Below are 25,092 nucleotides of genomic sequence, written 5' to 3' on the forward strand. Positions count from 1 at the left end.
GCCGTCGAAGCCGACCTGCTCCGGTTCTACCGGGTCGACCTGCTCGACTACTACCGCGGCCGGCTTTCGCCGCGGCGGCTGCGGGTGCTCATCCGCCACCTGCCCCGGGAGTCCGCGTTGGTGCGCGCGCTGCACGGGGACGCGGCCGAGTGGGGCCTGACCGAGCACCTGCTCGCCGGCGCCGTCGACGAGCTGGCGGTCGGCAACTGGCTGTTCGTCACGGCCAACTCCGGCGAGCAGGCCGAGCCGCCGCCGCGCCCGCGGCCGGTGCCGCGGCCCGGCGTCGAACCGGAGCCGGACCCCGCGGCCACCCCGGCCGAGATCGCCGCGTTCTTCGGCGCGCCCGCACGAGGAGGTGACTGATGCCCGAACCCGCTTCCGCCGTCACGGGCGCGCAGGCGCAGACGAACGCCTTGGTGGCCGGCATCCAGAAGTCGATCACCGACGCCGTCGCCGGCGCCGCGAACAAGATATCCACGAAGTTCGCCGAGCGTGTCGACAAAGAGCTCGCCGAGATGACGACGAGCTTCAAGGCGACGCACCCGGCGGTCACCCAGGCCGTCACCGACGTCGTCGGCTACACGGACGCGGTCAAGACCACGTCGGTCGCGATCCGGGACAGCGCCAAGCAGCTCAAGGAGACGAGCGCCGCGGTCAAGCAGCTGCCGGCGTCCATCCGGGACGTCCGGACCGGCCTGCGCGACAGCGCGACGGAGGCGACGAAGCTCGGCCGCGACCTGAAGCAGATGGTCGCCGGCGTGCCCGGCATGGTTCGGGACCTCGCGACCGCCATGAAGACGAACCTGATCCAGGGCTTCAACGCCGTGCGCCAGGGGGCGGTGCAGGGCGCGAAGGCCGTGCTCGACTTCGCCAAGTCGACGTTCACGTTCTCGAACATCCAGAAGGCCGCGACGGCCATCACCGTGATCTTCAAGGCCGCCGTGAAAGGGCTCGGCGACGCGTTCCGGGCCAACCCGATCGGGTTCGTCGTCACGATCATCACCCTGCTCGTCGGGGCGCTCATCCTCGCCTACCAGCGAAGTACGACGTTCCGGAACATCGTCAACGCGGCCTTCGCCGCGGTGCGGTCGGTCGTGACCGCCGCGATGGGCAAGGTCCGCGAGATCATCAACGCGGTCTGGCCTGCGGTGTCCAAAGTGGTCCAAGTCGCGGCCAAACTGGTCCGCGACTACGTGAGCACCTACTTCGGCGCGGCCCGCAAGGTGGCCGAAACCGTGTGGAACGCCGTGAAGACGGTCGTCACCGGCGCGGTGAACACCGTGGTCGGCACGGTCAAGGGCGTCGGCAAGGTGGCCGGCATCGTCAAGGGCGCGTTCGACCAGGCGAAGACGGCGGTGAGCGGCGCGCTGTCCGGCATCGTCGGGTTCGTGAAGGAGCTGCCGGGCCGGATCGTCAAGGCGCTCGGCAACCTGGGCCGGACGCTCTACGACGCGGGCAAGTCGGTGATCGAGGGTTTCCTCAACGGCATCCGCGACATGGCGGGCAGCATCGTTTCGACGCTGCAGAACTCCGTGATCGACAAGATCCCCGGCCCGATCCGGAAGGCGCTCGGGATCAGCTCGCCGTCGCGGGTGATGGCGCAGATCGGCACCGACATCGGCGCCGGGCTCACCACAGGCATCGACTCCACTCGCGACCGGGTGGCCGAGGCGATGACGAAGCTGGTGCCGCTGCCGAAGTCGGCGACCATCGCGCCCGCGCTCGCCGCCCTGCGCACGACCCTCGCGGCCACGGTGACCGGCCCGCTGGCCCGCGCGGTGCCCGCCGCGGCGGCGGGTGCGGTCACGGTGAACGTGCACCCGCGGGCCGGGCAGTCGGAGTACGAGATCGGGCGCATCGCGGCCAGGGAGGTGGCATGGGCGGCGAAGCGGTGACCCTGGTCCTGCCGGTGTACGAAGTGGACGGCTGGGCGGGAAACACGATCGACCCCGACGGCGTCGAGTGGTGGGTGACCAAAGAGGACGGCTGGTCCGGCGGCCCGGGGGTGCGGCTGGAGCTGTCCGACCGCCCGCAGCGCGACGGCAGTTTCGACGCGCCGTCGTTCCGGTCGGCCCGCGTGATCACCTTGGAGGGGACGGCGATCGCGCCGGACGGCTCGGCCCGAGAGCGGGCCAAGGACCGCATGGCCGCCCTGCTCGCGGACGGCACCCGGTTGACACCGCTCGTGGTAGCCGAGCGCACGGTACGCCGGAGCGCCCGGGTGCGGCTGTCGTCGGCGATCAAGATCGTGGACACGACGCCGGTGAGCTTCGACTGGTCGGTGCAGGTCACCGCCCCGGACCCGCTCCGCTACGGCGACCAGCACCGGCTGACGTGCGGGCTCCCGCGGCCGGGGCCCGGCATCGCCTTCCCCGTGCGGTTCCCGGTCCGGTTCGGCGATCCCTCGGACGGCCGGCTCGTACTGGCCAACCAGGGCACGGCCACGGCGTGGCCACTGTGGACGATCACCGGCCCCTGCGTGCGGCCGGTGCTCCGGAACACCGCCACGGGGGACCGGCTCGAGTTTTCGCTTTCCCTGGTCGAAGGGGACGAGCTGAGCGTGGACACCGCGGCCCGGACGGTGATCTACAACCAGGCGTCCCGCCGGGCCGCCCTGGTCCCCGGATCACGCTGGTTCGGGCTGAAACCGGGGGCCACCACGGTCACCTTCGGCGCGTTCGACGAAACCGCGTCCGCCACGCTCACCGCGAGCTGGCACGACGCCTGGATCTAGAGGGGGACGGAAGACCATGGTCGAACGGAAACCGGTCTGGGTGGACGGCGTCCAGGCGAGCGAAGCGCGGCTCGCCAACGCCGTGTTCCTCCAGGGCGAAGGCTCGGGCGACGCCCTGGACGCGGTGCGCGTGCGGCCGGGGGTGCGCCCGGCGGGGGCGGACCCGGGCCAGGTGACGGCGAGCACGAACTCGGTGACCGTGCAGCCGTTCCAGGCGGTGGTCACGGATCCCGACGACCCGGCTGCCGGACCGTACGTGGTCACCCTCGAGGCCGTGCAGACAATGCCGCTCCCGGCCGCGCACGCGTCGCTCGGGCGGTTCGACCTGGTGGTGGCCGAGGTTGTCGACGACGGCTTCGCGGTGAAGCTCTACGTTGGCCAGCCGCTGACGACCCCGGTGCCGCCCAAACCCGGGCCGATCTCCTTGAAACTGGCTCAGATCTCGGTCAAGCCGGGGCAGCAGCCCGCGGTCACCGATCTTCGCAAGTTCACGGCTGCCGCCGGGGGCATCCTGCCGGTCCGGACGGCCGCCGAGCTGCCGACGGCGGCGCAGGCGAGCCCGGGCCAGTTCGCCTACCGGCTGGACTCCGGTGAGCTGCAGGTCTTCCGCGCGGGTGGCTGGCAACGGTTCAAGCAGCCCCGTAACCAGTGGCAGCCGCTGCAGCTGACCCTCGGCTGGGCGCCCTACACCGCCGGCCCGGTGGCCTACCACCCACCGGGCTACCTGGTCGGTGAGGACGGGTGGGTGCACTTGCGGGGCATGATCAAGCGGCCGGACAACGTCTCGGGCACGCCGATCCAGATCGCCGCGCTGCCCCTGCCCGGCCCTGCTACTCCGGTCAGCGTGCCCGCGGCGCAGGCGGTGCTCATCGCCATGGGAGGCGGTGCCGCTTATCGAGTGGAGGTGGCCATCGACGGCAAGGTGCTCCTGAACTCGTCCACCGCGTCGCCGTTCACGTATCCCAGCTGGCTCTCCCTGGACGGGCTGTCCTTCCCGAACTCGACGATCTTCGACTAGGCGAACCGGATGGGCGCGACCTACACCTACCTCATCGCCGATCTCCGGACCGGCACCATCCTCGACGAGCTCCCCCTTTCCGGGGTCTCCTTCGACAAGAAGCTCAACGACGCCGGCTCGTTCCGCGGCCGGCTCCGCGTCGACGACCCCGAAATCCGCATCCGCGAACCCCGCGTGCTCGCCGAGCCCGGGCGTTGCGCCGTCTACGTCGACCGGGACGGCGACCTCCTCTGGGGTGGCATCGTCTGGACCAGCCGCTACAGCGCCGCCGGCGGGGTGCTGGAGCTCGGGGCCGCCGACTTCCTGTCCTACTTCGACCACCGGCTCGTGCTCAACCCCGCGGACCTCACGGCGACCGTTCCCCTCGTCGGTGACCAGCTCGGCGTCGCCCGGCAGCTGGTCGGTCTCGTGCAGTCCCACGTGGACGGTGACCTGGCCGTGCGGGTTACCGGCCCCGCGACCTCCGGCGTGACCCGCGCCCTGAGCTACGCGCCCGCCGATCTCAAGGTGGCTGGTGAGGTCCTGCGCGACCTGGCCAACACCGACGACGGGCTCGACTTCGCCTTCGACGTCCGCTACGACGCCGGTGGGGTCCCCGAACGCCTGCTGAACCTCGGCTACCCCCGGCTGGGGTCCGCGGCCGGGGCGGACGCCTACGTCTGGGAGTACGGCGCGAACCTGGTGGACTTCGTCTGGCCGAGCGACGCGGCGAACATGGCCACGCGCGTGCTGGGGACCGGGGCCGGCGGGGTGGTCGTGCGGGCCGATCCCGCCGCGCACGATGCCGGCTGGCCGTTGCTGGAAGCGGCCGCTGCTCCGGTGGACACGGCGGACGCGGCGATGCTGACCGCGCACGTCGCCGGCGAGCTCGCCGCCCGGCGGCGGCCGGTCGCGCTGCCCGAGCTGACCGTGCGCGCCGACCTCGATCCCGTCGTCGGCTCGTACTCGGTCGGCGACGACGTGCGGGTGGTCGTCGACGACCCGTTCTTCGCCGGCGACCAGCTCGACGTGACCGTCCGGCTGCTCGGCTTGGCGGTGACCCCCGGCGACGACGCCGGGCAGGAAGAGGTCGTGCTGACCGTCGCACCCCTGCTGGCGCCTTCGTGAGCCGCGTCAACCAGCCGGACACGCTGGTTTCGGTGCTGCGGGAGATCCAGCGGCGTCTTCGCGTGCTCGAAAGCACGCGCCGCACCACGACGTTCGCCGCCGCCCGCGCCCCGGCGCCGGTCACGGCGTTCCAGCCCGCGCGGCCGCAGGAGTGGCCCGGTACGGATTCCGCCGAGTGGACGCCGCTGGTCCGGCTGCTCACCCGGCCCGGCGAAGTCCTGGTCGTCCTGGACGTCGTGGCGGACACCTCGGGCGAGGCCCGGGTGCTGGTGGACGGGGAAGCGGTGGCCACCGTCGAGGTGGGCCGGCACGAGGTCACCGTCACCGCGAGCGCCGCACTGACCGAGCTGGTGGTCGAAGCGCGGCGAACCGGGGCCGCGGGGACGGTGCGGGTGGCGGCCTTCGCGCTCGCCGGCTGACCACTGTCCGGAACGAGACAGGTATTCACCGCCCTCTTGACCGGTTCGTCGGGCGTTGCCGAAGGTGTCCTCGGGGATGACATCGTTGGCAGGAGGAAGATCGGTGAAGAGCAAGGTCCTGGCGGGCGCGTTGACGCTCGCCGTGGTGGCGACGGGGGTGAGTCCTGTCGTGGCGGAAGCTTCCGGTGGGGACGCCCTCGACGCCGTCAACACGTTCATCGGCACGCAGGACGAGGGCAACACGTTCCCCGGCGCGTCGGCGCCGTTCGGGATGACGCAGGTCAGCCCCATCACCTCGCACTACGCCGGCTACCGCTACACCGACACGGCCATCCGCGGGTTCGGGCACTTCTTCCTCTCCGGCGCGGGCTGCTGGGAGCAGGGCGGCCTCGTCTCGACCCTGCCGACGACCGGGGAGATCGGGCCCAGCAAGGCGTTCGACACGACCAAACCCGCCACCTTCGACCAGAAGCAGTACGCGGCGCCGTTCACCCACGACGGCGAGGTCGGCAAGCCCGGCTACTACAAGGTCCACCTGACCAGCTACGGCGGCGTCGACGTCGAGACGACCGCGGCCACGCGCGCCGGTGTCGAGCGGTACACCTTCACCAAACCCGGTGACGCCAACGTCTTCGTCAACGTCGGGCAGGCCAACGACAAGGAGCCGGTGACGGGCAGCAGCATCCGCGTCGTCGACGACCGGACTGTCGAAGGAACCGTGGAGTCGCAGGCCTTCTGCGGTGGCAAGGCCTACACGACGTACTTCACGACGAAGTTCGACAAGCCCTTCAAGTCCTCGGGCACGTGGTCGCCGACCGGCGGCACGCCGGGCAGCCGCTCATCCGAAGGCGGCGCCGGACTACGCGGCGCGTGGCTGACGTTCGGCGGCCAGAGCCAGGTCACCGCGACCACGGCGATCTCGCAGGTGGACGCGCAGGGCGCGCGGGTCAACCTGGCGTCGGAGCACATCCGGTCGTTCGATGCGGCGAAGGCCGACGCGCAGCGCACCTGGCGCCGTGAGCTGTCCACCGTGGACATCAAGGGCGGCTCGACCGACGACCGCACGGTGTTCTACACCTCGCTCTACCACGCGCTGCTGCAGCCGCTGACCGCGAACGACGCCGACGGCCGCTACTACGGCTTCGACAAGAAGATCCACCGCGCGATCGGCTGGACCTACTACGACTTCTTCTCGCTGTGGGACACCTATCGCACGCAGAACCAGCTCCTGGCGCTGCTGCGGCCGGACCGCGCGAAGGACGTCGCCAAGAGCATCCTCGCCATCCACGACCAGGGCGGCTGGCTGCCGCGGTGGGCGTACGCGAGCCAGGAGACGAACACGATGACGGGTGACCCGGTCACGCCGTTCCTCGTGGACCTTTGGCGGTTCGGTGCGCTGTCGGGCAACGAGATGCGCGCCTACCAGGCGTTGCTGCAGAACTCGACGCAGATCCCGCCCGCGTCGTCGCCGTTCCAGGGTCGCTCCGGCAACGCGAGCTACCAGGCCGACGGCTTCGTCCAGTACGACCCGAACTTCCCGAAGAAGGGTCAGGACACCGATCCGAACCACGGCGCTTCGGCGACGCTGGAGTACGCGCTCGGTGACTGTTCGCTGTCGGTCATGGCCGCGGCACTCGGCAAGAAGGACGACGCGGCCGCGCTGGCCGCGAAGGGCCGGACCTACCGGACGCTGTGGGACGAAACGCAGACCGACCGCGGCTTCACCGGCTTCTTCCGGCCGAAGGTCGCCGGCGGGGACTGGTTCACGCCCGCGTCCGGACCGTACAGCCCGCAGAGCCAGGACGGCTTCCACGAGGGCACCGCGTGGCAGTACCAGTGGCTGGTCCAGCAGGACATCCCCGGCCTGGAGCAGCGGATGGGCGGCGCGGCGGCGACCGGGAAGCGCCTCGACGACTTCTTCGCCTACGACGAACTGGTGAAGAACCCGGCGACGGCGGTCCGCGAGAACTGGGTCGTCGGCCCGTACGACTACTACGACCAGTTCCGCTACAACCCGAACAACGAGCCGGACCTGCACTCGCCGTGGATGTACGCGCTCACCGGGCAGCCTGCGAAGACGTCGACGGTCGTGCGGGCGGCGCACACGCTGTTCACCAACGCTCCCAACGGCGTCACCGGGAACGACGACCTCGGCACGATGTCGGCCTGGTACGTCTTCAGCGCGCTGGGGATGTATCCCGCCGTCCCAGGGACTGGGAACTTCGTGCTGAACGCGCCGCGGTTCGAGAAGTCGGTGCTGCACCTGGAGAACGGGCGCGACGTCACGATCAAGGCGCCGGGCGCGGACGGCTCGAAGCTGCAGTACGTCTCGGGCCTCAAGGTCGGCTCGAATCCCAGTGACCGCGTGTACGTCAACGTGGACCAGCTGAAGCGTGGCACGACGCTCGACTTCGGTCTCACCGCGGACGCGGCGAAGGCGACGTGGGCGACATCACCGTCGTCGGCCCCGCCTTCGCCCTGCGCGGGGTAGTCACCGACCCTCACGGCCGTGGTCCAGACCACATCGGACCACGGTCGTGAGGAGGGTCACGGGCCCCGGTGTTCCCGTGAGGGCCGTCACGCCTCACACTGGGTATCAGCACGTCCGACAGCGCCGTTGACGTCCACAGGCAGTCCGCCTTGGACGGTGCGTCGGGCGTTTGTTGTGTCAGTACCAAAACGTGGTGAGACCCCACAGGAGGAAGAAGTGTCCAACAAGGCCGCTCTAGTTTTCCGCGTGGCCGCGGTTGCCGAAGCCCTTTCCTGGGCGGCACTGCTTGTCGGGATGTTCCTCAAGTACGTCGTCCACTCCTCCGGTGAGGGCGGCGTGCCCGTCATCGGCATGGTGCACGGCGTGATCTTCGTCCTCTACGTGGTCGTCTCCCTGTCCGTGGCGAAGCCCCTCGGCTGGCGCCCGAAGACGCTGGTCCTCGCCCTGCTCGCGAGCATCCCGCCGCTGTTCACGTGGCTGTTCGAGAAGTGGGCGCTGCGCAACGGCAAGCTCGACGGCCCGCAGCGGCTGTCCCACGGCGGCGTCGGCCTGTTCCAGGTCGAGGCCCCGGAGGCCGTGGCCGTCTGATCCCAGTACGTGAGAAGGGCCCGCACCGGCAGGTGCGGGCCCTTTCTCGTCCGGCGGCTATTCCGTGAAGTCGCCGGCCGCGCGGCGCACCTTCGTCAGCAGGTCCGTGAGCTGCTCGGTCTGCCGGTCGGTGAGCCCGGTCAGCCCGAAGCCGATGTCGTTGACGGCGACGGTCGCGGACTCGCGGCGCTTGCGGCCTTCGTCGGTGATCTCGACGAGTGTCGTGCGGCGGTCGGTCGGGTGCGGGACGCGCTTCACGAGCCCGTCCTTCTCCAGCCGGTCGACTATGTTGGTGACACTGGTGGGGTGCAGCTGGAGCCGTTCGCCCATCACCCGCATCGGCAGGCTGGCGCTGCGGGCGAAGGTGAGCAGCACCAGTGCTTCGTACCGGGCGAAGGTCAGGCCGTGCGGCTTGAGCGCGCCGTCCACCGCGGACTGGATGATCTGCTGGACCCGCATCACCCCGGTGACCGCGGCCATGGTGCCGGAGGGCCCGATCCGGGCCTCCCACAGCTGCGCCGCGCGGGCGATCGGGTCGAACGGCAGCGGACGGTTCATGACACGCGAAGTTACCAGCGGGTACCGGCGGGTGTCGCCCGACCGGCGGAAAGAACACCGAAGAAGGGACTTCCGACATGATCGTCGCGTTCAGCGTGAGCCCGTCCGGCGGGGAGCCCGACGGCGGGGTGAGCGAGGCCGTCGCCCGCGCCGTCAAGGTCGTCCGCGAGTCGGGGCTGCCCAACTCGACCAACGCGATGTTCACCAACATCGAGGGCGAGTGGGACGAAGTCATGGACGTCGTCAAGCGCGCGGTCGAGGCGGCGGGGGAGGGCTCGGCCCGCGTCGGCCTGGTCCTGAAGGCCGACATCCGCCCCGGCTTCGAAGACCAGCTCGAGGCCAAGGTGGACCGCATCGAAGCGCACCTGCGCGAATCCTGATCACGGAAGTGGCGGGGTGAAGGCGACCGTCCAGCGGCCGTCTTCCGTGCTCACCGTCAGCGGGTAGCTGAACGGCCTGCCGTCGCCGAGCGCGCCCGTGACCGTGGCGCGAGACGGCGCTGCCGCGTCCGGCCCCAGCTCCACGCGCACGTCGTGGACGCCGTGGTCGGCCAGCACCGTGACGTAGTCCTTCGCGAAGTCGCCGCCGCCGGAACCCGGGTAGTCGAGCAGGCCGGCGAACGCGTCGGCGTCGTGCCCGGACAGGGCCGCCGCGAGCCGGTCGCGCAGCTCGCCGGGTGACGCGGCGCCCGGGTCCGGCTCGTGCACGATGAGCAGCGTCACGGCGCCGATCCAGAGGACGGCGGCCGCGATGGACAGGCCCACCTTCACGTCACGCCGGATGTGCACCCGGCCGAGCCTGCCCCAGCGGCGCCGTCCTGCCAAGCGGACCGGCCGGGCACCCCGTGAAACTCCTCCGGCGCGCGTGCCAGGATGGAGGCGTGAGCCAACCACGCGGATCTGCAGCGAAGTCAGCGGCCTTGTCCGCCGCCCTTTCCGGCGCGGTCGACCTGTCCGCGCTCAAGGCCCGCGCCGAAACGGCGCAGAGGCAGCCGGCCCCGTCCGCCGGCCCGGCCGGTGGCGACGCCCCGCCGCCGCCCGCCCCGGGTTCGTCCGAGGCCGTGATCGATGTCACCGAGGCCACCTTCCAGACCGAGGTCGTCGAGCGATCCCTGCACCAGCTGGTGATCGTCGACCTGTGGGCCGAGTGGTGCGGCCCGTGCAAGCAGCTGTCCCCGGTGCTGGAGCGGATGGCCGCCGAGTCCGGCGGCGCCTGGGTCGTGGCGAAGGTCGACGTCGACGCGAACCCGCGCATCGCGCAGCTGTTCGGCGCGCAGTCCATCCCGACGATCGTCGCCATCGGCGGCGGCCAGCCGGTCGACGCCTTCTCCGGCGCGCTGCCCGAGCCCGAGATCCGCAAGTGGATCAACGCGCTGCTCGACGCCCTGCGCGACAAGCTCCCCGGGATCCGCGAGGCCGAGGCCAACGGTGAAGGCCCGGTCGAGGAGCCCGAGGACCCGCGCTTCACCGAGGCCGAGGAGGCCTTCGAGCGTGGCGACTTCGAGGGCGCGCAGGCCGCGTACGAGCGCATCCTCGACGTCGAACCGGCGAACGAGCTGGCGAAGAACGCCCTGGCCCAGGTCAAGTTCACCGCCCGCGCCGAAGCCGCCGACCCGGAGGCGCGCGCGAAGGCCGACGCGGACCCGTCCGACCTGTCGGCCCAGCTCGACGCGGCCGACCTGGAGATCGCGGAGAACAACGTGGAGGCGGGCTTCAAGCGCCTGATCGACACGGTCCGCCGCACCGCGGGCGACGACCGCAACCGGGTCCGCGAGCACCTGGTGGCGCTGTTCGAGCTGTTCGACCCGGCCGACGACCGCGTCATGAAGGCCCGCCGCGACCTGGCGAGCGCCCTCTTCTAGACCGCACGAAAAAGGCCCTCCACCGCGCGGTGGAGGGCCTTTTCCCTGAACTCAGGCGTACTGCTTCGAGCAGACCGACGAGCCTTCGAGGTATCCCCGGCGCAGCGACTCGACGCGGTCGAAGCCGCTGTCCGGGCGCTTCCCGTTGACGTCCGCGGAGATCAGGCTTTCCGGCTGCAGCAGGTCCGCGATGGCTTCGTCGAGGTCGCCCGCCGAGAGCCGGAGGTCCCCGGGCCGGTTCGTGAACGCGGCCCACGCGCCCACCAGGCACGCCGTCCGCAGCCCCGCGTTGGCGTTGTCGATCGACGCGCCGACACCCTTCTGGATGCCCAGCGCGTACCGCGACGCGACCTCGGAGAACGCGGCGAAGTCACCCATGCCGCCCGGGTCTTCGCCCTTCATCTCGGCGTCGCGGTCGATCGGCTGGGCCAGCTCCGCCAGCTTCGCGAGGTCGATGGCGACCGTGTTGTTGTCGGGGCAGTACGACGCGGGCGGCGTGGTCTGGCAGCTGCCGCCGTCGGCGATCTCCGGCGCGGCCACCCCGGCGCCCTTGAACGCCTCGTCGAGGCTCTTCTTCAGCAGCTCGACGGCCTGTTCGGTGAACTTGGCGTCGCCCTTGCCCTTGTCGCCCGCGTCGAACGGGCGCTCGGTGAGCCGGGCCTTGACGTTCTCGGTGTTCATCGCCGCGCACTCCTTGGGGCCCTTCTCGAACCCGGTCTGGAACGCGAAGGTGCGGTCGAACGCCGTGCCGTGCGCGCCGCGGTCGGCGCCGCTGGTGCCCGCCTGGTCGCGGATCAGGAACATCGCCGCCATCACCTGGTTGAGGCCTTCGGACGTCGACACCTGGTAGTACTTGCTCTTGTTCTCGGCGACCCAGCGGAAGTAGCCGCCGGCGAAGCAGTCGGCCTGCTGCTCCTTCACGACGGTCGGGGTGCTCTTGGTCATGTTGGCCTTGTCGCCGAGCCGGTACTGGACGGCGTGACCGAACTCGTGCGCGAGCACGACGACCACGGACATCGGCCCGAACCGCTGGCGCAGCATCGGCAGCAGCACGCCGCGGTCCCACGCCACCGAGTCGTCGACCGAGCAGTAGAAGGCGTTCACGAGCTTCTTGACGCTGCCGCAGCCGGTCTTCTCGGTGTCGGTCTGCGAGTCGTAGGACAGCAGCGACTTCACCGGCTGGAACTGCTCCCCGAAGTCGGCGGGCAGCCGCTCGTTCCAGTACGTCTGGACGTCGTCGATCGCGGCGGTGGCGAGCTTGTCGTCCTCGCCGCCGTCGGCGTTCTTGACGTCGATGGTCGGCGTGGGCGCGTCGGGCTTGAGGCCGCTCTCGAAGTGCGTCACCGGCAGCCCGGCGACGGACCCGGCGCCGGTGTCCTTGCTCGGGTCCCCGCTCGCGCCGCCCTTGTCGTTGCACCCGCTCACGGCCACCGCCGCGACGGCCAGCAACGCCACCAGCGCGCGCCGTCCTCCCCCTGGGGTCATCTTCACGTGCTCCACTCCCGACCTGCGCGTACCCGACGGGCAGGACCCTACCCAGCGCTTACGGGGCGTGTGCGCGTTATCCCCGAACTACTCCCTGCGCATCGTCGCCCTCGGCCCGATATCGTCGCTTCCCATGCGTGCAGTCCGCCGGTTCACCGTTCGCGCCAGCCTCCCGGAGTCCCTGTCCGGCCTCGGCGCGCTGGCCACCAACCTGCGCTGGACGTGGCACCCGCCGACGCGCGACCTGTTCGCGTCGATGGACGCGGAGCTGTTCAACGCCGTGCGCGACCCGCTGCGGATGCTCACCGCGCTGCCGCCGTCGCGCCTCGACGAGCTCGCCGTCGACGACGACTTCCTCGCCCGCGCCCGGGACGCGGCCGCGGACCTGGAGAACTACCTGTCCGAGCCGCGCTGGTACCAGCGGCGCGAAGACGCCGAGCTGCCGCCGGCGGTCGCCTACTTCTCCATGGAGTTCGGCGTCACCGAAGCGCTGCCGAACTACTCCGGCGGCCTCGGCGTGCTGGCCGGCGACCACCTCAAGGCCGCGTCCGACCTGGGCGTGCCGATGATCGGCGTCGGGCTGCTCTACCGCAACGGCTACTTCCGGCAGTCGCTGTCGCTCGACGGCTGGCAGGTCGAGCACTACCCGGTGATCGACCCCAACGCGTTCCCCCTCGAGCTGCTGACCGCCGGGGGACGCCCGGTGCTGATCGGTGTCGCGATGCCGGGCGGGCGCGAGCTGTGCGCGCAGATCTGGCAGGCCCGCGTCGGGCGGGTGCCGCTGCTGCTGCTCGACACCGACACCGAGGCCAACGACGACGACCTGCGCGGCGTCACCGACCGGCTCTACGGCGGCGACGCCGACCACCGGTTGCGGCAGGAGATCCTGGCCGGCATCGGCGGGTTCCGCGCGGTCCGGAAGTACTGCGAGCTGACCGGCCACCCGCAGCCGATGGTGTTTCACACGAACGAGGGACACGCGGGCTTCCTCGGCCTCGAACGCGCCCGCGAGATCGTGCAGGCCGACGGCCTCGCGTTCGACGAGGCCATGCCCGCGGTCCGCGCCGGGACGCTGTTCACCACGCACACCCCGGTCAGCGCCGGGATCGACCGGTTCCCGGTGGACCTGGTGCAGCGCTACTTCAACGACGGCAGGCTGGTGCCGGACATCGACCCGAGACGCGTGCTCGCGCTCGGCGCCGAGGACAACCCCGGCCTGTTCAACATGGCGCACATGGGCCTGCGGCTGGCGCAGCGCGCGAACGGCGTCTCCCAGCTGCACGGGCGTGTCACGCGCAAGATGTTCTCGCGGCTGTGGCCCGGGTTCGACCACGACGAGGTGCCGATCTCGTCGGTGACCAACGGCGTCCACGGCCCGACGTGGGTCGCGCGCGAGCTGAGCACGCTGCTCGGCCGCGAATGGGGCCTCGACGTCGGTGAGGGCCCGCTGCGCGACGGCGTCTCGGACGCCCAGCTGTGGGGGCTGCGGCGCGAGCTGCGCGAGAAGCTCGTGTTCGAGGTGCGGCGCCGGGTGCGCGCGGCGTGGCTGCAGCGCGGCGCGTCCCCGCTGGAGCTGGGCTGGGTGGACTCCGTGTTCGACCCGGACGTGCTGACCGTCGGGTTCGCCCGCCGCGTCCCGACGTACAAGCGGCTGACGCTGATGCTGCGCGACCCCGAGCGGCTGCGCACGCTGCTGCTCGACGACGACCGGCCGATCCAGGTCGTCGTCGCCGGGAAGTCGCACCCGGCCGACGAGAACGGCAAGCAGCTGATCCAGCAGATCGTCCGGTTCGTCGACGGCGCGGACGTGCGCCACCGGATCGTCTTCCTGCCGGACTACGACATGTCGATGGCCCGCTACCTCTACCGCGGCTGCGACGTCTGGCTGAACAACCCGGTGCGGCCCCTCGAAGCGTGCGGGACGTCGGGCATGAAGTCCGCGCTCAACGGCGGGCTGAACCTGTCGATCCGCGACGGCTGGTGGGAGGAGTGCTACGACGGCAGCAACGGCTGGGCGATCCCGACCGCGGACGGCGTCACCGACCCCCTGCGCCGCGACGACCTCGAGGCCGCGGCGCTGTACGAGCTGCTCGGCCAGCAGATCTCGCCGCTGTTCTACGACCGGTCCGCCGACGGCGTGCCCACCGGCTGGCTGTCGATGGTGTGGCACACGCTGGAGACGCTCGGCCCGCGCGTCCAGGCGTCCCGGATGGTCCGCGAGTACGTCGACAACGGCTACCTCCCGGCATCCCGCATGGTCGCGGCGGCAACGGGCGACGGCTACCGCGGCGCGCTGTCACTGGCGGACTACCGCACCAAGCTGGAGGTGTCGTGGCCGCGGCTGCGGATCTTCGACTCGGAGCTGCTGGTGGAGGCGACCGAGCCCCTGGTCGTCGGCACGGAGGTGACGATCCGGGCTCGCATCGACCTGGCCGGCCTCGACCCGTCCGAAGTGGACATCCAGGCGGTGGTCGGCCAGGTCGGAGACGACGACGAGCTGCGCGAGGCGGTGACGGTCCCGATGAGCGGCGACGGCATCGGCGCGTTCGCGGCCCGGCTGAAGCTGCCGAGGCCGGGATCGATCGGGTACACGGTCCGGGTGCTCCCGAAGCACGGGCTGCTGGCAACCCCCGCCGAACTGGCGCGCGTGGTGCTGGCCTGACCTGGAGTCACTCCACCTCGAAATCGCTGCGCACCAGGGTGCGGGCGGCGTTAAGTTGAACGCATGCGCTTCGGAATTTTCGTCCCGCAGGGGTGGCGGCTCGACCTCGCCGGCATCGATCCCGCGGACCACTGGAAGACCATGCTCGGCCTCGCGAAACACGCGGAGGCCGGGCCCTTCGAATCGATCTGGGTCTACGACCACTTCCACACCGTGCCCGTGCCGACCGAGGAGGCCACGCACGAGGCCTGGTCGCTGATCTCGGCGTTCGCCGCCGCGACCGACACCGTGCGGCTCGGGCAGATGTGCACCTGCATGGGGTACCGGAACCCGGCCTACCTCGCCAAGGTCGCCGCCACCGCCGACACGATCTCCGGCGGCCGCGTCGAGATGGGCATCGGTGCCGGCTGGTACGAGCACGAGTGGCGGGCCTACGGCTACGGCTTCCCCAGTGCCGGTGAGCGCCTGGGCCAGCTCGACGAGGGCGTGCAGATCATGCGCGACCTCTGGACCACCGGGACGTCCACATTGGACGGCAAGCACTACCAGACCGACGGCGCGATCCTGCGTCCGCTGCCGCCGCAGGACGGTGGCATCCCGCTCTGGATCGCCGGCGGCGGTGAGAAGAAGACACTCAAGATCGCCGCCAAGTACGCGAAGTACACGAACTTCGCCGGCGACCCCGAGACGTTCACCCGCAAGTCGGAGATCCTCGCGCAGCACTGCAAGGACGTCGGTACCGACTTCGACGCGATCGTCCGCTCGGTCAACCACAACGTGGTCATCGGCGAGACGGAGAAGGACGTCCAGGACAAGCTGGCCTGGCTCAAGTCCCACCTCCACAAGTACGCGCCGGCGGACGCGGCGGACCGGTGGCACGGCGTCTTCGCGAACAGCCCCACCACCGGCACGCCCGAGCAGGTCACCGAGAAGCTCGCCGAGCTGGGTGAGCTGGGCATGTCCTACGCGATCTTCAACTTCCCGGAAGCCGCGTACGACCGTTCCGGCATCGACCTGTTCACCGAGAAGGTCGCGCCCGCCCTCGCCTAGGGCACCGCGGGGCTGCCGCCGGTCTCCACCGGGAGGCCGGCGGCGGCCCAGGCGCGGAAGCCGCCTTCGAGGTCCGTCGCCCGCGGCAGCCCCAGTCGCTGCAGGTCCGCCGCCGCCAGGCTCGACGAGTAACCCTCGTTGCACAGCACGACAACCGTCGTGTCCGCGGTCACCGACGGCAGCTTCCACTCGCTGTCCGGCGCGAGCCGCCACTCCAGGTGGATCCGCTCGACGACCACCGAGCCCGGGATCTCGCCCTCGGCCTGCCGGTTCAGATGAGGACGGATGTCGACGAGCAGCGCGCCCGCCTCCTGCAGCTCGTGGGCGCGGGCGGGGCCGACCCGGTCCAGTCCGGACCGGGCCTTCTCCAGGAACGAGTCGATGGCGCTCATCGTCCGACGATAACCGGCAGCGGCGGGATCTCGGCCGGGACGTCGGCGAGCGTCGCGTACTCCCGCGTCGGCACCAGCGGCGGCGAATACGCGTGGACGCTCGCCGCGGGCGCGTCCCCGATCCCGGTGACCTGGTGCGCGCGGCCGGCACCGAAGCCGATGCCGTCGCCGGCGACGTGCGTGCGGCGCCGGATCGGGCCGCCGGGGTAGCGGTACTCCTCGCCCAGCTCGCCCTGCAGGACGGTGAACGAGCCGGACGCGCCGCCGTGGTCGTGCGGCTTCGTCTGCTGGCCGGGCAGCCACGACAGCAGCCACAGCTCGACGCCGTCGGTCAGGGCCAGCCGGGCCCACCAGCGGCCATCCTCGTCGAACCGCAGGATGTCCTGGACGCTCGTGGTCAGCTCGGTGGTCACGGTGGCGGTCAGGTCCGCCAGCTCACGCGGGGTCCACAGCAGCCGCGACGGGTGCAGCAGCTCGGGCAGCAGCGGATCGGTCAGCTGCGGGTGGATCTCGGCGGCGGGGCGGGTGAGGGAAGTGGTCAACGCGGGTGCTCCTCGGGCGCGAAGGTGATCGGGACGCGAACCAGCGCGGCACCGCACCCGCCCGTGAGGACGCGGGGGATCAGCGGAGCCGCGCCCGCGTACACCCGGCCGAAGCGACGAGGAGCAGGTCGATCGCACGACGGCGCCAGAACGAACCCCGGGTGACCGGGGCGGCGTGCACGTCGGCTGACATGCCCGCGATCCTGCCACAAGAGAGTGGGCAACGGCACTTCCGGCGTGCGTTGTTCCACGTCGTGGACACCCTCCGACCAGCCGGTTCGCCTTCTCGCCCGGGCGGGTGCGCACGCGCGCGCGTCGGCAGACAGAATGGGCTTCGTGAGCGAGCCGATCCAGCCCAGCGAACTTGACGATCTCGTGGTCCGGATGGCCGGTGTCGGCGTCCGCCGAGGGACGAACGACCTCCTCGCCGGCCTCGACTGGTCCGTGGAACTGGACGAGCGCTGGGTGGTGCTCGGCCCGAACGGCGCGGGCAAGACCACCCTGCTGCGCCTCGCCGCGGCCGAGCTCCACCCGACCACCGGCGAGGTCGACCTCCTCGGCGAGCGGATCGGCCGGGTCAACATCTTCGACCTGCGCCCGCGCATCGGCTTCACCTCGGCGGCCATCGCCCAGCGCGTGCCGGGCGACGAGCTGGTCAAGGACGTCGTGGTCAGCGCCGGCTACGCGGTGCTCGGCCGCTGGCGTGAGGAGTACGACACCCTCGACACCGCCCGCGCGACCGAGCTGCTGGAAGCGATGGGTATCGGCAACCTCGCCGAGCGCACCTTCGGCACGCTGTCCGAGGGCGAGCGCAAGCGCGCGCTGATCGCCCGCTCGCTGATGACCGACCCGGAGATGCTGCTGCTCGACGAGCCGGCGGCCGGGCTGGACCTCGGCGGCCGCGAGGACCTCGTCGCGCGGCTCTCCGCGCTGGCCTTCGACCCGGACGCGCCGGCGCTCGTGCTGGTCACCCACCACGTCGAGGAGATCCCGCCGGGGTTCACCCACGCGCTCCTCCTGCGCGACGGCCGCGCGGTGGTGTCCGGGCTCGTCGACGACGTCATCACCAGCGAAAACCTCTCGAAGACGTTCGACCAGGACCTCGTGCTCGAGCGTTCCGGGGATCGCTTCTTCGCCCGCCGTCGCTAAGCTGTCGCTTACCGGCGGGTAGCCTGCTGGCACTTCGTCAACGAGGAGGATGGGCGTGGGAGAGTTCGTAACCCTGGAGGTCAAGGACGGGGTCGGCACGATCCGGCTCGACCGGCCGCCGGTCAACGCCCTGAACGCCCAGGTCACCGCCGAACTCGCCGAGCTGGCGAAGGAGGCCACCGAGCGCGACGACGTCCGCGCGGTGATCCTCTACGGCGGCGAGAAGACCTTCGCCGGCGGCGCGGACATCAAGGAGATGGCCAGCCGCACCTACCCCGAGATCGCCAAGTTCGGCGCGAACCTCACCGGCACCCTCGCGGCCATCGCGAACATCCCCAAGCCGGTTGTCGCGGCCATCACCGGGTACGCCCTCGGCGGTGGCCTCGAGCTCGCGCTGACCGCGGACCGCCGCGTCGCGGGCGACAACGTCAAGGTCGGCCAGCCCGAGATCCAGCTCGGCGTCATCCCCGGCGCGGGCGGCACCCAGCGCCTGGCTCGCCTGATCGGCCCGAGCAAGACCAAGGACATCGTCTACACCGGACGGTTCGTCAAGGCCCAGGAAGCCCTGGAGCTGGGGATCGTCGACGAGGTCGTCGCCCCCGACGACGTCTACGCGGCCGCGCACAAGTGGGCGGCGCAGTTCGCGAACGGCCCGGCCGTCGCGCTGCGCGCGGCGAAGGCGGCCATCGACGGCGGCCTCGACACCGACCTCGCGAACGGCCTCAAGCTCGAATCGCACCTGTTCGCCGCGCTCTGGGCGACCGAAGACCAGAAGAACGGCATGAAGTCGTTCATCGAAAACGGGCCCGGCAAGGCCACTTTCGAAGGGAAATGACGCCTTGACCGACGTGAACGACCCGGCCCCGAACCCGCACGCCACCGCGGAAGAGGTCCAGGCGGCCTACGCCGACCCCAAGCTGGCGAACGTGCTGTACCACGACTGGGAAGCCGGCACCTACGACGAGAAGTGGTCGATCTCGTACGACGAGCGCTGCATCTCCTACGCCACCGACGTGTTCAACGCCGTCGCGGGCGACGACGGCCAGCCCTACCAGCACGCGATGGAGCTGGGCAGCGGCACCGGCTTCTTCCTGCTGAACCTCATGCAGGGCGGCGTAGCCAAGAAGGGCTCGGTCACCGACCTTTCGCCCGGCATGGTCCAGGTCGCGCTGCGCAACGCCGAGAAGCTCGGCCTCGACGTCGACGGCCGGGTCGCCGACGCCGAGCGCATCCCGTACGAGGACAACACGTTCGACCTCGTCGTCGGGCACGCGGTGCTGCACCACATCCCGGACGTCCAGGCGGCGTTCCGCGAGGTGCTGCGCGTGCTCAAGCCGGGCGGCCGGTTCGTCTTCGCCGGCGAGCCGACCAAGGTCGGCGACTTCTACGCCCGCAAGCTCGGCCAGTTCACCTGGTTCCTGACCACCCGCGTGACGAAGCTGCCCGCGCTGAGCGGCTGGCGCCGTCCGCAGGAGGAGCTCGACGAGTCCTCCCGCGCGGCCGCGCTGGAAGCCGTCGTCGACATCCACACCTTCGACCCGTCGGAGCTGGAGTCGTGGGCCCGCGGGGCCGGCGCGCAGGACGTCCACGCGGTCACCGAGGAGTTCGCGGCGGCGCTCGCCGGCTGGCCGATCCGGACGTTCGAGGCCGCGGTGCCGCAGGAGAAGCTGACCGTCCGCTGGCGGCTGTTCGCCTACAAGCTGTGGCTGCGGCTGTCCGCTGTGGACAAGAAGCTGCTGTCGAAGATCCTGCCGCGCGAGCTGTTCTACAACGTGATGATCACCGGGACCAAACGGCCGTCCTGAGTGTCCTTCGCGTTCACGGTCGACGACGTCGCCTACCTGCGCTCCGGCGCGGGGACGGCGGCGCTCGCCGATGTGTCGGCGCTGCCGCTGACCGACCACATCGCCGCCGTCGCCGCTGTTCGTCGCCTGGTGGGCGAGGAGCATGCGGCTTCGGTGCTCGAAACCGTACTGCTGCGCCGGAAAGCCGTCGGCAAACTGTCCGGTGTGGACTGGCTGTTCACCTCGGACGCGCTCCAGCAGGCGAGCGCGTCGCCGGTCGCCCGGCACCGGGCTTCGCGCCTGGCGGGGCTCGACGTCCACGACGTCACGTGTTCCGTGGGCGCGGACCTGGTCGAGATCGCCCGGGTTGCGCGGCGGGCGCTCGGGTCCGATGTGGACCCGGTGCGGCTGGAAATGGCACGGCACAACGGAATCGCCGCGGGTGTCTCGTTCGGGCTCGCCCGCGCCGACGCGCTGCGCCCGGTCAGCCGCGCCGGAGTCGTCGTCGCCGATCCGGCTCGCCGTGACTCCGCCGGCCGCCGGGCGTGGAAACCCGCGGACTTCACGCCGCCGCTGGACGAGCTGGTCGCGGCGTACCCGGGGCGCGCGCTGTCCGTGAAGTGCGCGCCGGGCCTCGACTTCGCGATCACCCCGTGGGCCGAAGAGGTCGAGCTGGTGTCGCTCGACGGCCAGGTCCGCGAGGCCTGCCTCTGGCGCGGCCTGGGCACCGGCGTCACCCGGCGAGCGACCGTGCTGCGCTCGGACGGGACACAGTGGACGGTCACCGACGCCGAACCGGACGAACTGCCCACGCGCGAGCCGGGAGAGTGGATCGTCGACCCGGACGGCGCCGTCGTCCGGGCCGGGCTGGTCCGCCACTACGCGGCGCGGCACGGGCTGTGGCAGCTGGACGAACGCATCGCGTACCTGACCGGTGACACCCCGCCGCCGGGCGTGCGGGCCTTCCGCGTCCTGGAGCACGGGCCGTACACCGAGAAAGCGCTCAAATCCGTCCTCAAGCGACACGACGTCGGCCGGCTGGAGATCCTGGTCCGCGGCCTCGACGTCGACCCGGATGCCTTGCGGCGGCGGCTGAAACCCCGTGGCGCCGCGGAGGCGTCCGTCGTGCTCACGCGGATCGGGCGGTCTCCGGTGGCTTTCCTCTGCCGCGCCGAAAGATGACGCGCCGAAAGGTGAACGGAAACTTTCGAGGGGTGGAACTCCGGGTGAACGTGACGTAGGTTCCCCGAGTCGTCAAGTCTTCACTGGAGGGTCGCCGTGTCCGGAAAATGGTCAGGTCTCGTCAAGCTCGCCGCCGCCGCGGCCATCGGCGCCACCGTCGCCTCGGGGGCCACCGCGCTGGCCGGCTCGGACGACGCGACCGCCGCCCGCTCGAAGGAGCCGGCCAACATCGGCCAGGTCAAGCTGGACGTCAAGGCCTACTACGGCGACTACCTCGACGCTGCCGGCAAGCACCACTACTCCGACACGAGCCGGTTCGTGAAGGACACCAACCGCGTGGTCACGGACGCGAAGCGCTACCTGCAGCAGCAGCTGGGCCGCGTCAAGAACCCGGCGATCGTGCTGGACGTCGACGACACCGCCGAGGTCACCTACGGCTGGGAGGCCGACAACGACTTCGGCTTCGACCCGGTCAAGCAGCAGCAGGCCATCGACAACGGCACGTTCGTCTCGAACAAGCCGGTGCTGGAGCTGGCCAACTGGGCCGTGCAGCACGGCGTCAAGCTGTACTTCCTGACCGGCCGCAACGAGCTGCAGGGCCCGCAGTCGCTGAAGAACCTGGCCAACGAGGGCTACCCGGCCCCGGCCGGCGCGTTCTTCAAGCCGAAGGTGACCGCGCCGGACTACCTGCCGTGCGGGCTGACCTGCACCACCGTCCAGTACAAGTCGGGTACGCGGGCGCACATCGAGGCGACCGGCGCGAAGATCGTGCTCAACGTCGGCGACCAGTTCAGCGACCTCGAGGGCGGCTACGCGCTGCACCCGACCAAGCTGCCGAACCCGATGTACTACCTGCCCTGATCCACCGGAATAACCGCCGGGTCCCGGGTGCTGCTCCTCCTACACGACTTTTTTCGAGGAGCTGACATGCCGGAGAAGAAGGTGCTGGTCCCGGGCCCGGACCACCCGATCACCGTCGAGCCGACCAAGGCGCGCGTGGTGGTCAAGGCGGGCGGGCGCGTCGTGGCCGACAGCCGCAACGCGCTGACGCTGCAGGAGTCGAACTACCCGGCGGCGCAGTACATCCCGCGGGCGGACGTCGACTTCAGCGTGCTGGAGCGGACCGACCACGAGACGTACTGCCCGTACAAGGGCGACAGCAGCTACTACAGCCTGAACGTCGGTGACGTGAAGGCGGAAAACGCGATCTGGACGTACGAGAAGCCGTACGACGCGGTCGCGGCGATCAAGGACCACGTCGCGTTCTACCCGAACGTCGTGGACTCGATCGAGCTGGTCGAGGACTGACCTGGACCTCGACCTGCTGAGGACGTTCCTGGCCGTACACCGGGCGGGATCGCTGACCGGCGCGGCGCCGTCGCTGGGGTTGTCCCAGCCGACGGTGACCGCCCAGGTCAGAGCCCTCGAAGAGCAGCTCGGACGGCAGTTGTTCGTCCGGCGCGCCCGCGGCGTCACCCCGACCCCGGCGGCCGACGAACTGGCCGCCCGGGTGGCCCCGCACGTCGACGCGCTGTCGTCGCTGACCGTGGGCGAGATCGACCCGTTCGCCGAGCCGGTGCACCTGGCCGGGCCGGCCGAGCTGACAACGGCTCGTGTCCTGCCGGCGTTGGCGGGTCTGGTCGCTTCGGGGCTGAAGCTGCGGGTGACGTTCGGCCTGGCCGACGACCTGCTGGCGGGTCTCTCGCAGCGCCGGTTCGACCTGGTGGTCTCCACGATCCGCCCGCGCGGCCGCGGCCTCGCGGCGACACCGCTGACGGACGAGGAGTTCGTCCTGGTCGGCCCGCGCGGCTTCACCGGCGACCCCCGGACGGCGCCGCTGGTGGCCTACGCCGAAGACCTGCCGATCATTAGGCGTTATTGGCGTTCGGTGCTGGGGGTGCGGCCGCCCACCGGACCCGCCGTCGTCGTGCCGGACCTGCGAGGCGTTCTGACGTGCGTGCTGGCCGGGTTCGGCGTGAGCGTGCTGCCGAAGTACCTGTGCGCGGCCGAGCTGGCGTCCGGCTCGCTGGTTGCCTTGCTCGAGCCGGAGGAGCCACCGATCAACACGTTGTTCGTGGTGAGTCGTGCGGAACCCTGCCGGGCGGGGCCCGCGGCGGTGCGGGACGCACTGCTCGCGGACGCCGCCCGGTGGTGACCCGGTTCAGTGGGCGACCGGTCCGGAACCGGAGTTCGCGAGCCCCAGCGCGACGTCGACGAGCAGCTTGTCCCGCAGATCTTGGTCGGACACACGATCGACCAAGCCGATGGCGTCCCGCCGTCCTCGGTCCGCCCACATGTCCTGCTGCAGGCTGGAGGTCTGCTTCTCCATGTGCGCCAGCGCCTTGGTGGCCTGGCGGTGGAACAGGACGCCCACCGCGTTCGTGACGACTCCGGCCGCACTCACGATCAGCGAGATCTGCACTCCGTTCCCGAGCGCGTCGCTCGCCCCCGACACCACGGCCAGGACGACGCCGATCACGATGACCGACATGCCGAGCCAGGACGATCGCCGGCTGTCGGCGGAGCTGCTGCGCGCTTCGACCAGACCGTGCGCGTAGTACTCGATGAGCAGCTTGGTGAACCGGACTTCCTGGGGGGCGGTGGCGGCAGAGGTGCCCCCGTCGAAGTTCGCGAGCTGTCGCAGCCGCTCGCGCTCGGAGTTCACCGCCCGCGCGTGGCTCTCCTCGGCGTTGAGCGTCGACCTCATGGTGAGGGCGAGGCTCCCGACCGCGAGGATCAGGCCGGCGCAGGCGACGAAGACGGAGACTTGCTTCCCGAAGTCCGACGACGTCTTGAAGACGTACGTGGCGCCTGCCGCGACGAATCCGGCCGCCAGTGCGGCGGCGATGATCCGGGTCAAGGGAGGCCGTACCCGGTCGGGCTCGGCTTCGGGCGAGTCGGGAATCGCGGTCGGCATGGTTCCCCAGTCGGACCGCCCGCGTGTCGCGTTACCCCTCGAGGGGCCACCACCGGGCGGGGTCTGCGGGACGCACCCCGCCCGGTGGTGGCTCAGCGTCGATTCAGCCGGTGTAGCCCGCGAAGATCTTCGCGAACTCGTACTTCGACTGCGGCACGTTGGTGCACTTGTAGAGCGCGCCGGTGCACGCGTTGGCGTCGCGGCCGGCCTCCCAGAACGACAGCATGCCCAGGTGGACGGTCTTCGCGAAGGCCACGAGCGCCTTCGCGTCCTTCTGGTAGAAGATCTCGTTCTGCGAGTCGTTGACGCCGATCATCGGGGTCACGCCGACCTTCTTCCACGCCCCCGCGTCGCTCAGCCCGTAGAGCGACTTGAGCTGCGCCTGCGTCGCCTTGGCCGCGGAAATCGCTTTCGCGCCCTGGTCGCCGGCACCCTGGTAGTAGTCCATGGCCATGATGTTGACCAGGTCGAGGGTGACGCCGGCGTTCTTGGCGGCCTTGACGACGTTGAGCCCGTTGGCGTCGAGGCCGGTCGGCAGCGCCGGCAGCGTCAGCGAGATCTTCAGGCCCGGGTTGTTGGTCTGAAGCGTCTTCAGGGCTTGAGAGCGGCGGGTGATCGACGTCGGGTCCGCGACGGCCGCGCCCTCGATGTCGAAGTCGGCGTACTTGAGGCCATAGGCCTTGACGACGGCGTCGTACTCGGCCGCGACCTGCGCGGACGTGCTGCACGCCTGGGCCAGCTCGATGCCGGACGCGCCGCCGAAGGAGATCTTGACGTCGCCGCCGGCGTTGCGGATCTTGGTGATCTCGTCCTTCTGCCAGGCCGTGCGCGGGTCGTAGGCGCCGAACCAGCTGGCCTTGCAGCCGTAGGAGTTGACGAAGGCGAGCGTGAAGCCCTTGACGCCACTGGCGGCGGACATCGCCGAAAGGCTCGGGGTGGGCCAGGCCCCCATGTCGACATAGGGTCCGACGGGAATCGGCGACCCGGCGGCGGCTTCGGCGGGGGAGCCGAGCCCGGTGCTCACGAGAGCCAAGCCGGCCAGCCCGGCCAGCAGGGAACGAAGACGCATGGTGGAACCTCCACGACGACGAGCGCGGCGGCGGGGATTTCCGGACATAATTGGTATAGACCATTAACGTGGTCCGAACCATAG

At 70.8% G+C, this 25,092-nt stretch carries 26 protein-coding genes; 19 read left to right on the top strand and 7 right to left on the bottom strand.

Annotation, left to right across the window (positions count from 1 at the left end; all coding sequences use genetic code 11):
* Positions 1-84 precede the first annotated feature (84 nt).
* The 8 genes from ACZ7OU_RS43605 (at position 85) to ACZ7OU_RS43640 (ending at position 8,357) form a co-directional block, all read left to right on the top strand.
* Positions 85-363, top strand: coding sequence for a hypothetical protein (locus ACZ7OU_RS43605; RefSeq protein WP_470259779.1), 279 nt, complete (start codon positions 85-87; stop codon positions 361-363).
* Positions 363-1,895 carry a phage tail protein gene (locus tag ACZ7OU_RS43610; protein WP_470259780.1) on the top strand — a complete coding sequence of 511 codons (1,533 nt, stop codon included), beginning with the start codon at positions 363-365 and terminating at the stop codon, positions 1,893-1,895. Before ACZ7OU_RS43605 ends, ACZ7OU_RS43610 begins: the two co-directional genes overlap by 1 nt.
* Positions 1,877-2,734 (top strand): phage distal tail protein, encoded by an 858-nt coding sequence (locus tag ACZ7OU_RS43615; protein WP_470259781.1) that lies wholly within the window; start codon positions 1,877-1,879, stop codon positions 2,732-2,734. The genes ACZ7OU_RS43610 and ACZ7OU_RS43615 overlap by 19 nt, the downstream gene beginning before the upstream one ends.
* A gap of 16 nt (positions 2,735-2,750) precedes the next feature.
* Positions 2,751-3,752: a hypothetical protein gene (locus tag ACZ7OU_RS43620; protein WP_470259782.1), complete on the top strand. Its 1,002-nt coding sequence runs from the start codon at positions 2,751-2,753 to the stop codon at positions 3,750-3,752.
* Positions 3,753-3,761: 9 nt separating this feature from the next.
* Positions 3,762-4,859 (top strand): hypothetical protein, encoded by a 1,098-nt coding sequence (locus ACZ7OU_RS43625; RefSeq protein ID WP_470259783.1) that lies wholly within the window; start codon positions 3,762-3,764, stop codon positions 4,857-4,859.
* The gene (locus ACZ7OU_RS43630; RefSeq protein WP_470259784.1) at positions 4,856-5,278 is read left to right on the top strand and encodes a hypothetical protein; all 423 of its coding nucleotides are present in this window, start codon (positions 4,856-4,858) and stop codon (positions 5,276-5,278) included. Before ACZ7OU_RS43625 ends, ACZ7OU_RS43630 begins: the two co-directional genes overlap by 4 nt.
* Before the next feature lie 76 nt (positions 5,279-5,354).
* Positions 5,355-7,769, top strand: a complete 2,415-nt coding sequence (locus ACZ7OU_RS43635; protein ID WP_470259785.1) for a GH92 family glycosyl hydrolase — start codon at positions 5,355-5,357, stop codon at positions 7,767-7,769.
* Between the two features lie 216 nt (positions 7,770-7,985).
* Entirely contained in the window at positions 7,986-8,357 is a 372-nt protein-coding gene (locus ACZ7OU_RS43640; protein WP_470245282.1) for a DUF3817 domain-containing protein, read from the top strand.
* A gap of 57 nt (positions 8,358-8,414) precedes the next feature.
* Here the strand turns inward: ACZ7OU_RS43640 and ACZ7OU_RS43645 are convergent, their stop codons facing one another.
* The gene (locus ACZ7OU_RS43645) at positions 8,415-8,915 is read right to left on the bottom strand and encodes a MarR family winged helix-turn-helix transcriptional regulator (RefSeq protein WP_400884185.1); all 501 of its coding nucleotides are present in this window, start codon (positions 8,913-8,915) and stop codon (positions 8,415-8,417) included.
* Between the two features lie 77 nt (positions 8,916-8,992).
* Between ACZ7OU_RS43645 and ACZ7OU_RS43650 the strand changes: the two genes are divergently transcribed.
* Complete coding sequence (locus ACZ7OU_RS43650; RefSeq protein WP_470259786.1) at positions 8,993-9,295, top strand: thiamine-binding protein; 303 nt, start codon at positions 8,993-8,995, stop codon at positions 9,293-9,295.
* Here the strand turns inward: ACZ7OU_RS43650 and ACZ7OU_RS43655 are convergent, their stop codons facing one another.
* Positions 9,296-9,703 (bottom strand): hypothetical protein, encoded by a 408-nt coding sequence (locus ACZ7OU_RS43655; RefSeq protein ID WP_470245280.1) that lies wholly within the window; start codon positions 9,701-9,703, stop codon positions 9,296-9,298. It abuts the gene before it with no gap.
* A gap of 92 nt (positions 9,704-9,795) precedes the next feature.
* Here ACZ7OU_RS43655 and ACZ7OU_RS43660 point away from each other — a divergent pair, with 92 nt between their 5' ends.
* Positions 9,796-10,776, top strand: a complete 981-nt coding sequence (locus ACZ7OU_RS43660) for a tetratricopeptide repeat protein (RefSeq protein WP_470259787.1) — start codon at positions 9,796-9,798, stop codon at positions 10,774-10,776.
* A 51-nt stretch (positions 10,777-10,827) separates the two neighbouring features.
* Here ACZ7OU_RS43660 and ACZ7OU_RS43665 read toward each other — a convergent pair whose 3' ends face one another.
* A complete protein-coding gene (locus ACZ7OU_RS43665) occupies positions 10,828-12,261 on the bottom strand; it encodes a neutral zinc metallopeptidase (RefSeq protein ID WP_470245278.1) in 1,434 nt (477 codons plus the stop codon).
* Positions 12,262-12,394: 133 nt separating this feature from the next.
* Here ACZ7OU_RS43665 and glgP point away from each other — a divergent pair, with 133 nt between their 5' ends.
* Positions 12,395-14,923 carry an alpha-glucan family phosphorylase gene (gene glgP, locus ACZ7OU_RS43670; RefSeq protein WP_470245277.1) on the top strand — a complete coding sequence of 843 codons (2,529 nt, stop codon included), beginning with the start codon at positions 12,395-12,397 and terminating at the stop codon, positions 14,921-14,923.
* Positions 14,924-14,986: 63 nt separating this feature from the next.
* Positions 14,987-15,973, top strand: a complete 987-nt coding sequence (locus tag ACZ7OU_RS43675; protein WP_470245276.1) for an LLM class F420-dependent oxidoreductase — start codon at positions 14,987-14,989, stop codon at positions 15,971-15,973.
* Here ACZ7OU_RS43675 and ACZ7OU_RS43680 read toward each other — a convergent pair.
* Complete coding sequence (locus ACZ7OU_RS43680; RefSeq protein WP_470259788.1) at positions 15,970-16,365, bottom strand: rhodanese-like domain-containing protein; 396 nt, start codon at positions 16,363-16,365, stop codon at positions 15,970-15,972. The two genes, ACZ7OU_RS43675 and ACZ7OU_RS43680, sit on opposite strands and share 4 nt — an antisense overlap.
* A complete protein-coding gene (locus tag ACZ7OU_RS43685) occupies positions 16,362-16,907 on the bottom strand; it encodes a cysteine dioxygenase (RefSeq protein ID WP_470259789.1) in 546 nt (181 codons plus the stop codon). Before ACZ7OU_RS43685 ends, ACZ7OU_RS43680 begins: the two co-directional genes overlap by 4 nt.
* Before the next feature lie 327 nt (positions 16,908-17,234).
* On the opposite strand from ACZ7OU_RS43685, the gene ACZ7OU_RS43690 reads away from it, so the two are divergent.
* The 7 genes from ACZ7OU_RS43690 to ACZ7OU_RS43720 all read left to right on the top strand — a co-directional run bounded on the left by ACZ7OU_RS43690 (position 17,235) and on the right by ACZ7OU_RS43720 (position 23,177).
* A complete protein-coding gene (locus ACZ7OU_RS43690) occupies positions 17,235-18,056 on the top strand; it encodes an ABC transporter ATP-binding protein (protein ID WP_470259790.1) in 822 nt (273 codons plus the stop codon).
* Positions 18,057-18,111: 55 nt separating this feature from the next.
* Complete coding sequence (locus ACZ7OU_RS43695) at positions 18,112-18,891, top strand: enoyl-CoA hydratase/isomerase family protein (protein ID WP_470245272.1); 780 nt, start codon at positions 18,112-18,114, stop codon at positions 18,889-18,891.
* Positions 18,892-18,895: 4 nt separating this feature from the next.
* Entirely contained in the window at positions 18,896-19,861 is a 966-nt protein-coding gene (locus ACZ7OU_RS43700) for a class I SAM-dependent methyltransferase (protein WP_470245271.1), read from the top strand.
* Positions 19,862-21,022, top strand: a complete 1,161-nt coding sequence (locus tag ACZ7OU_RS43705; RefSeq protein WP_470259791.1) for a class I SAM-dependent methyltransferase — start codon at positions 19,862-19,864, stop codon at positions 21,020-21,022.
* A 96-nt stretch (positions 21,023-21,118) separates the two neighbouring features.
* Positions 21,119-21,883 (top strand): HAD family acid phosphatase, encoded by a 765-nt coding sequence (locus tag ACZ7OU_RS43710; RefSeq protein WP_470259792.1) that lies wholly within the window; start codon positions 21,119-21,121, stop codon positions 21,881-21,883.
* A 66-nt stretch (positions 21,884-21,949) separates the two neighbouring features.
* A complete protein-coding gene (locus ACZ7OU_RS43715; protein ID WP_470245268.1) occupies positions 21,950-22,330 on the top strand; it encodes a DUF427 domain-containing protein in 381 nt (126 codons plus the stop codon).
* Positions 22,331-22,346: 16 nt separating this feature from the next.
* Positions 22,347-23,177 carry a LysR family transcriptional regulator gene (locus tag ACZ7OU_RS43720; protein WP_470260161.1) on the top strand — a complete coding sequence of 277 codons (831 nt, stop codon included), beginning with the start codon at positions 22,347-22,349 and terminating at the stop codon, positions 23,175-23,177.
* A 6-nt stretch (positions 23,178-23,183) separates the two neighbouring features.
* On the opposite strand, the gene ACZ7OU_RS43725 is transcribed toward ACZ7OU_RS43720, so the two are convergent.
* Positions 23,184-23,939: a TRADD-N-associated membrane domain-containing protein gene (locus ACZ7OU_RS43725; RefSeq protein WP_470259793.1), complete on the bottom strand. Its 756-nt coding sequence runs from the start codon at positions 23,937-23,939 to the stop codon at positions 23,184-23,186.
* A gap of 103 nt (positions 23,940-24,042) precedes the next feature.
* On the bottom strand, positions 24,043-25,008 hold the full coding sequence (locus ACZ7OU_RS43730; protein WP_470259794.1) for a chitinase: 966 nt from the start codon (positions 25,006-25,008) through the stop codon (positions 24,043-24,045).
* Between the last annotated feature and the right edge of the window lie 84 nt (positions 25,009-25,092).

Source organism: Amycolatopsis sp. NPDC114505 (assembly GCF_055633615.1).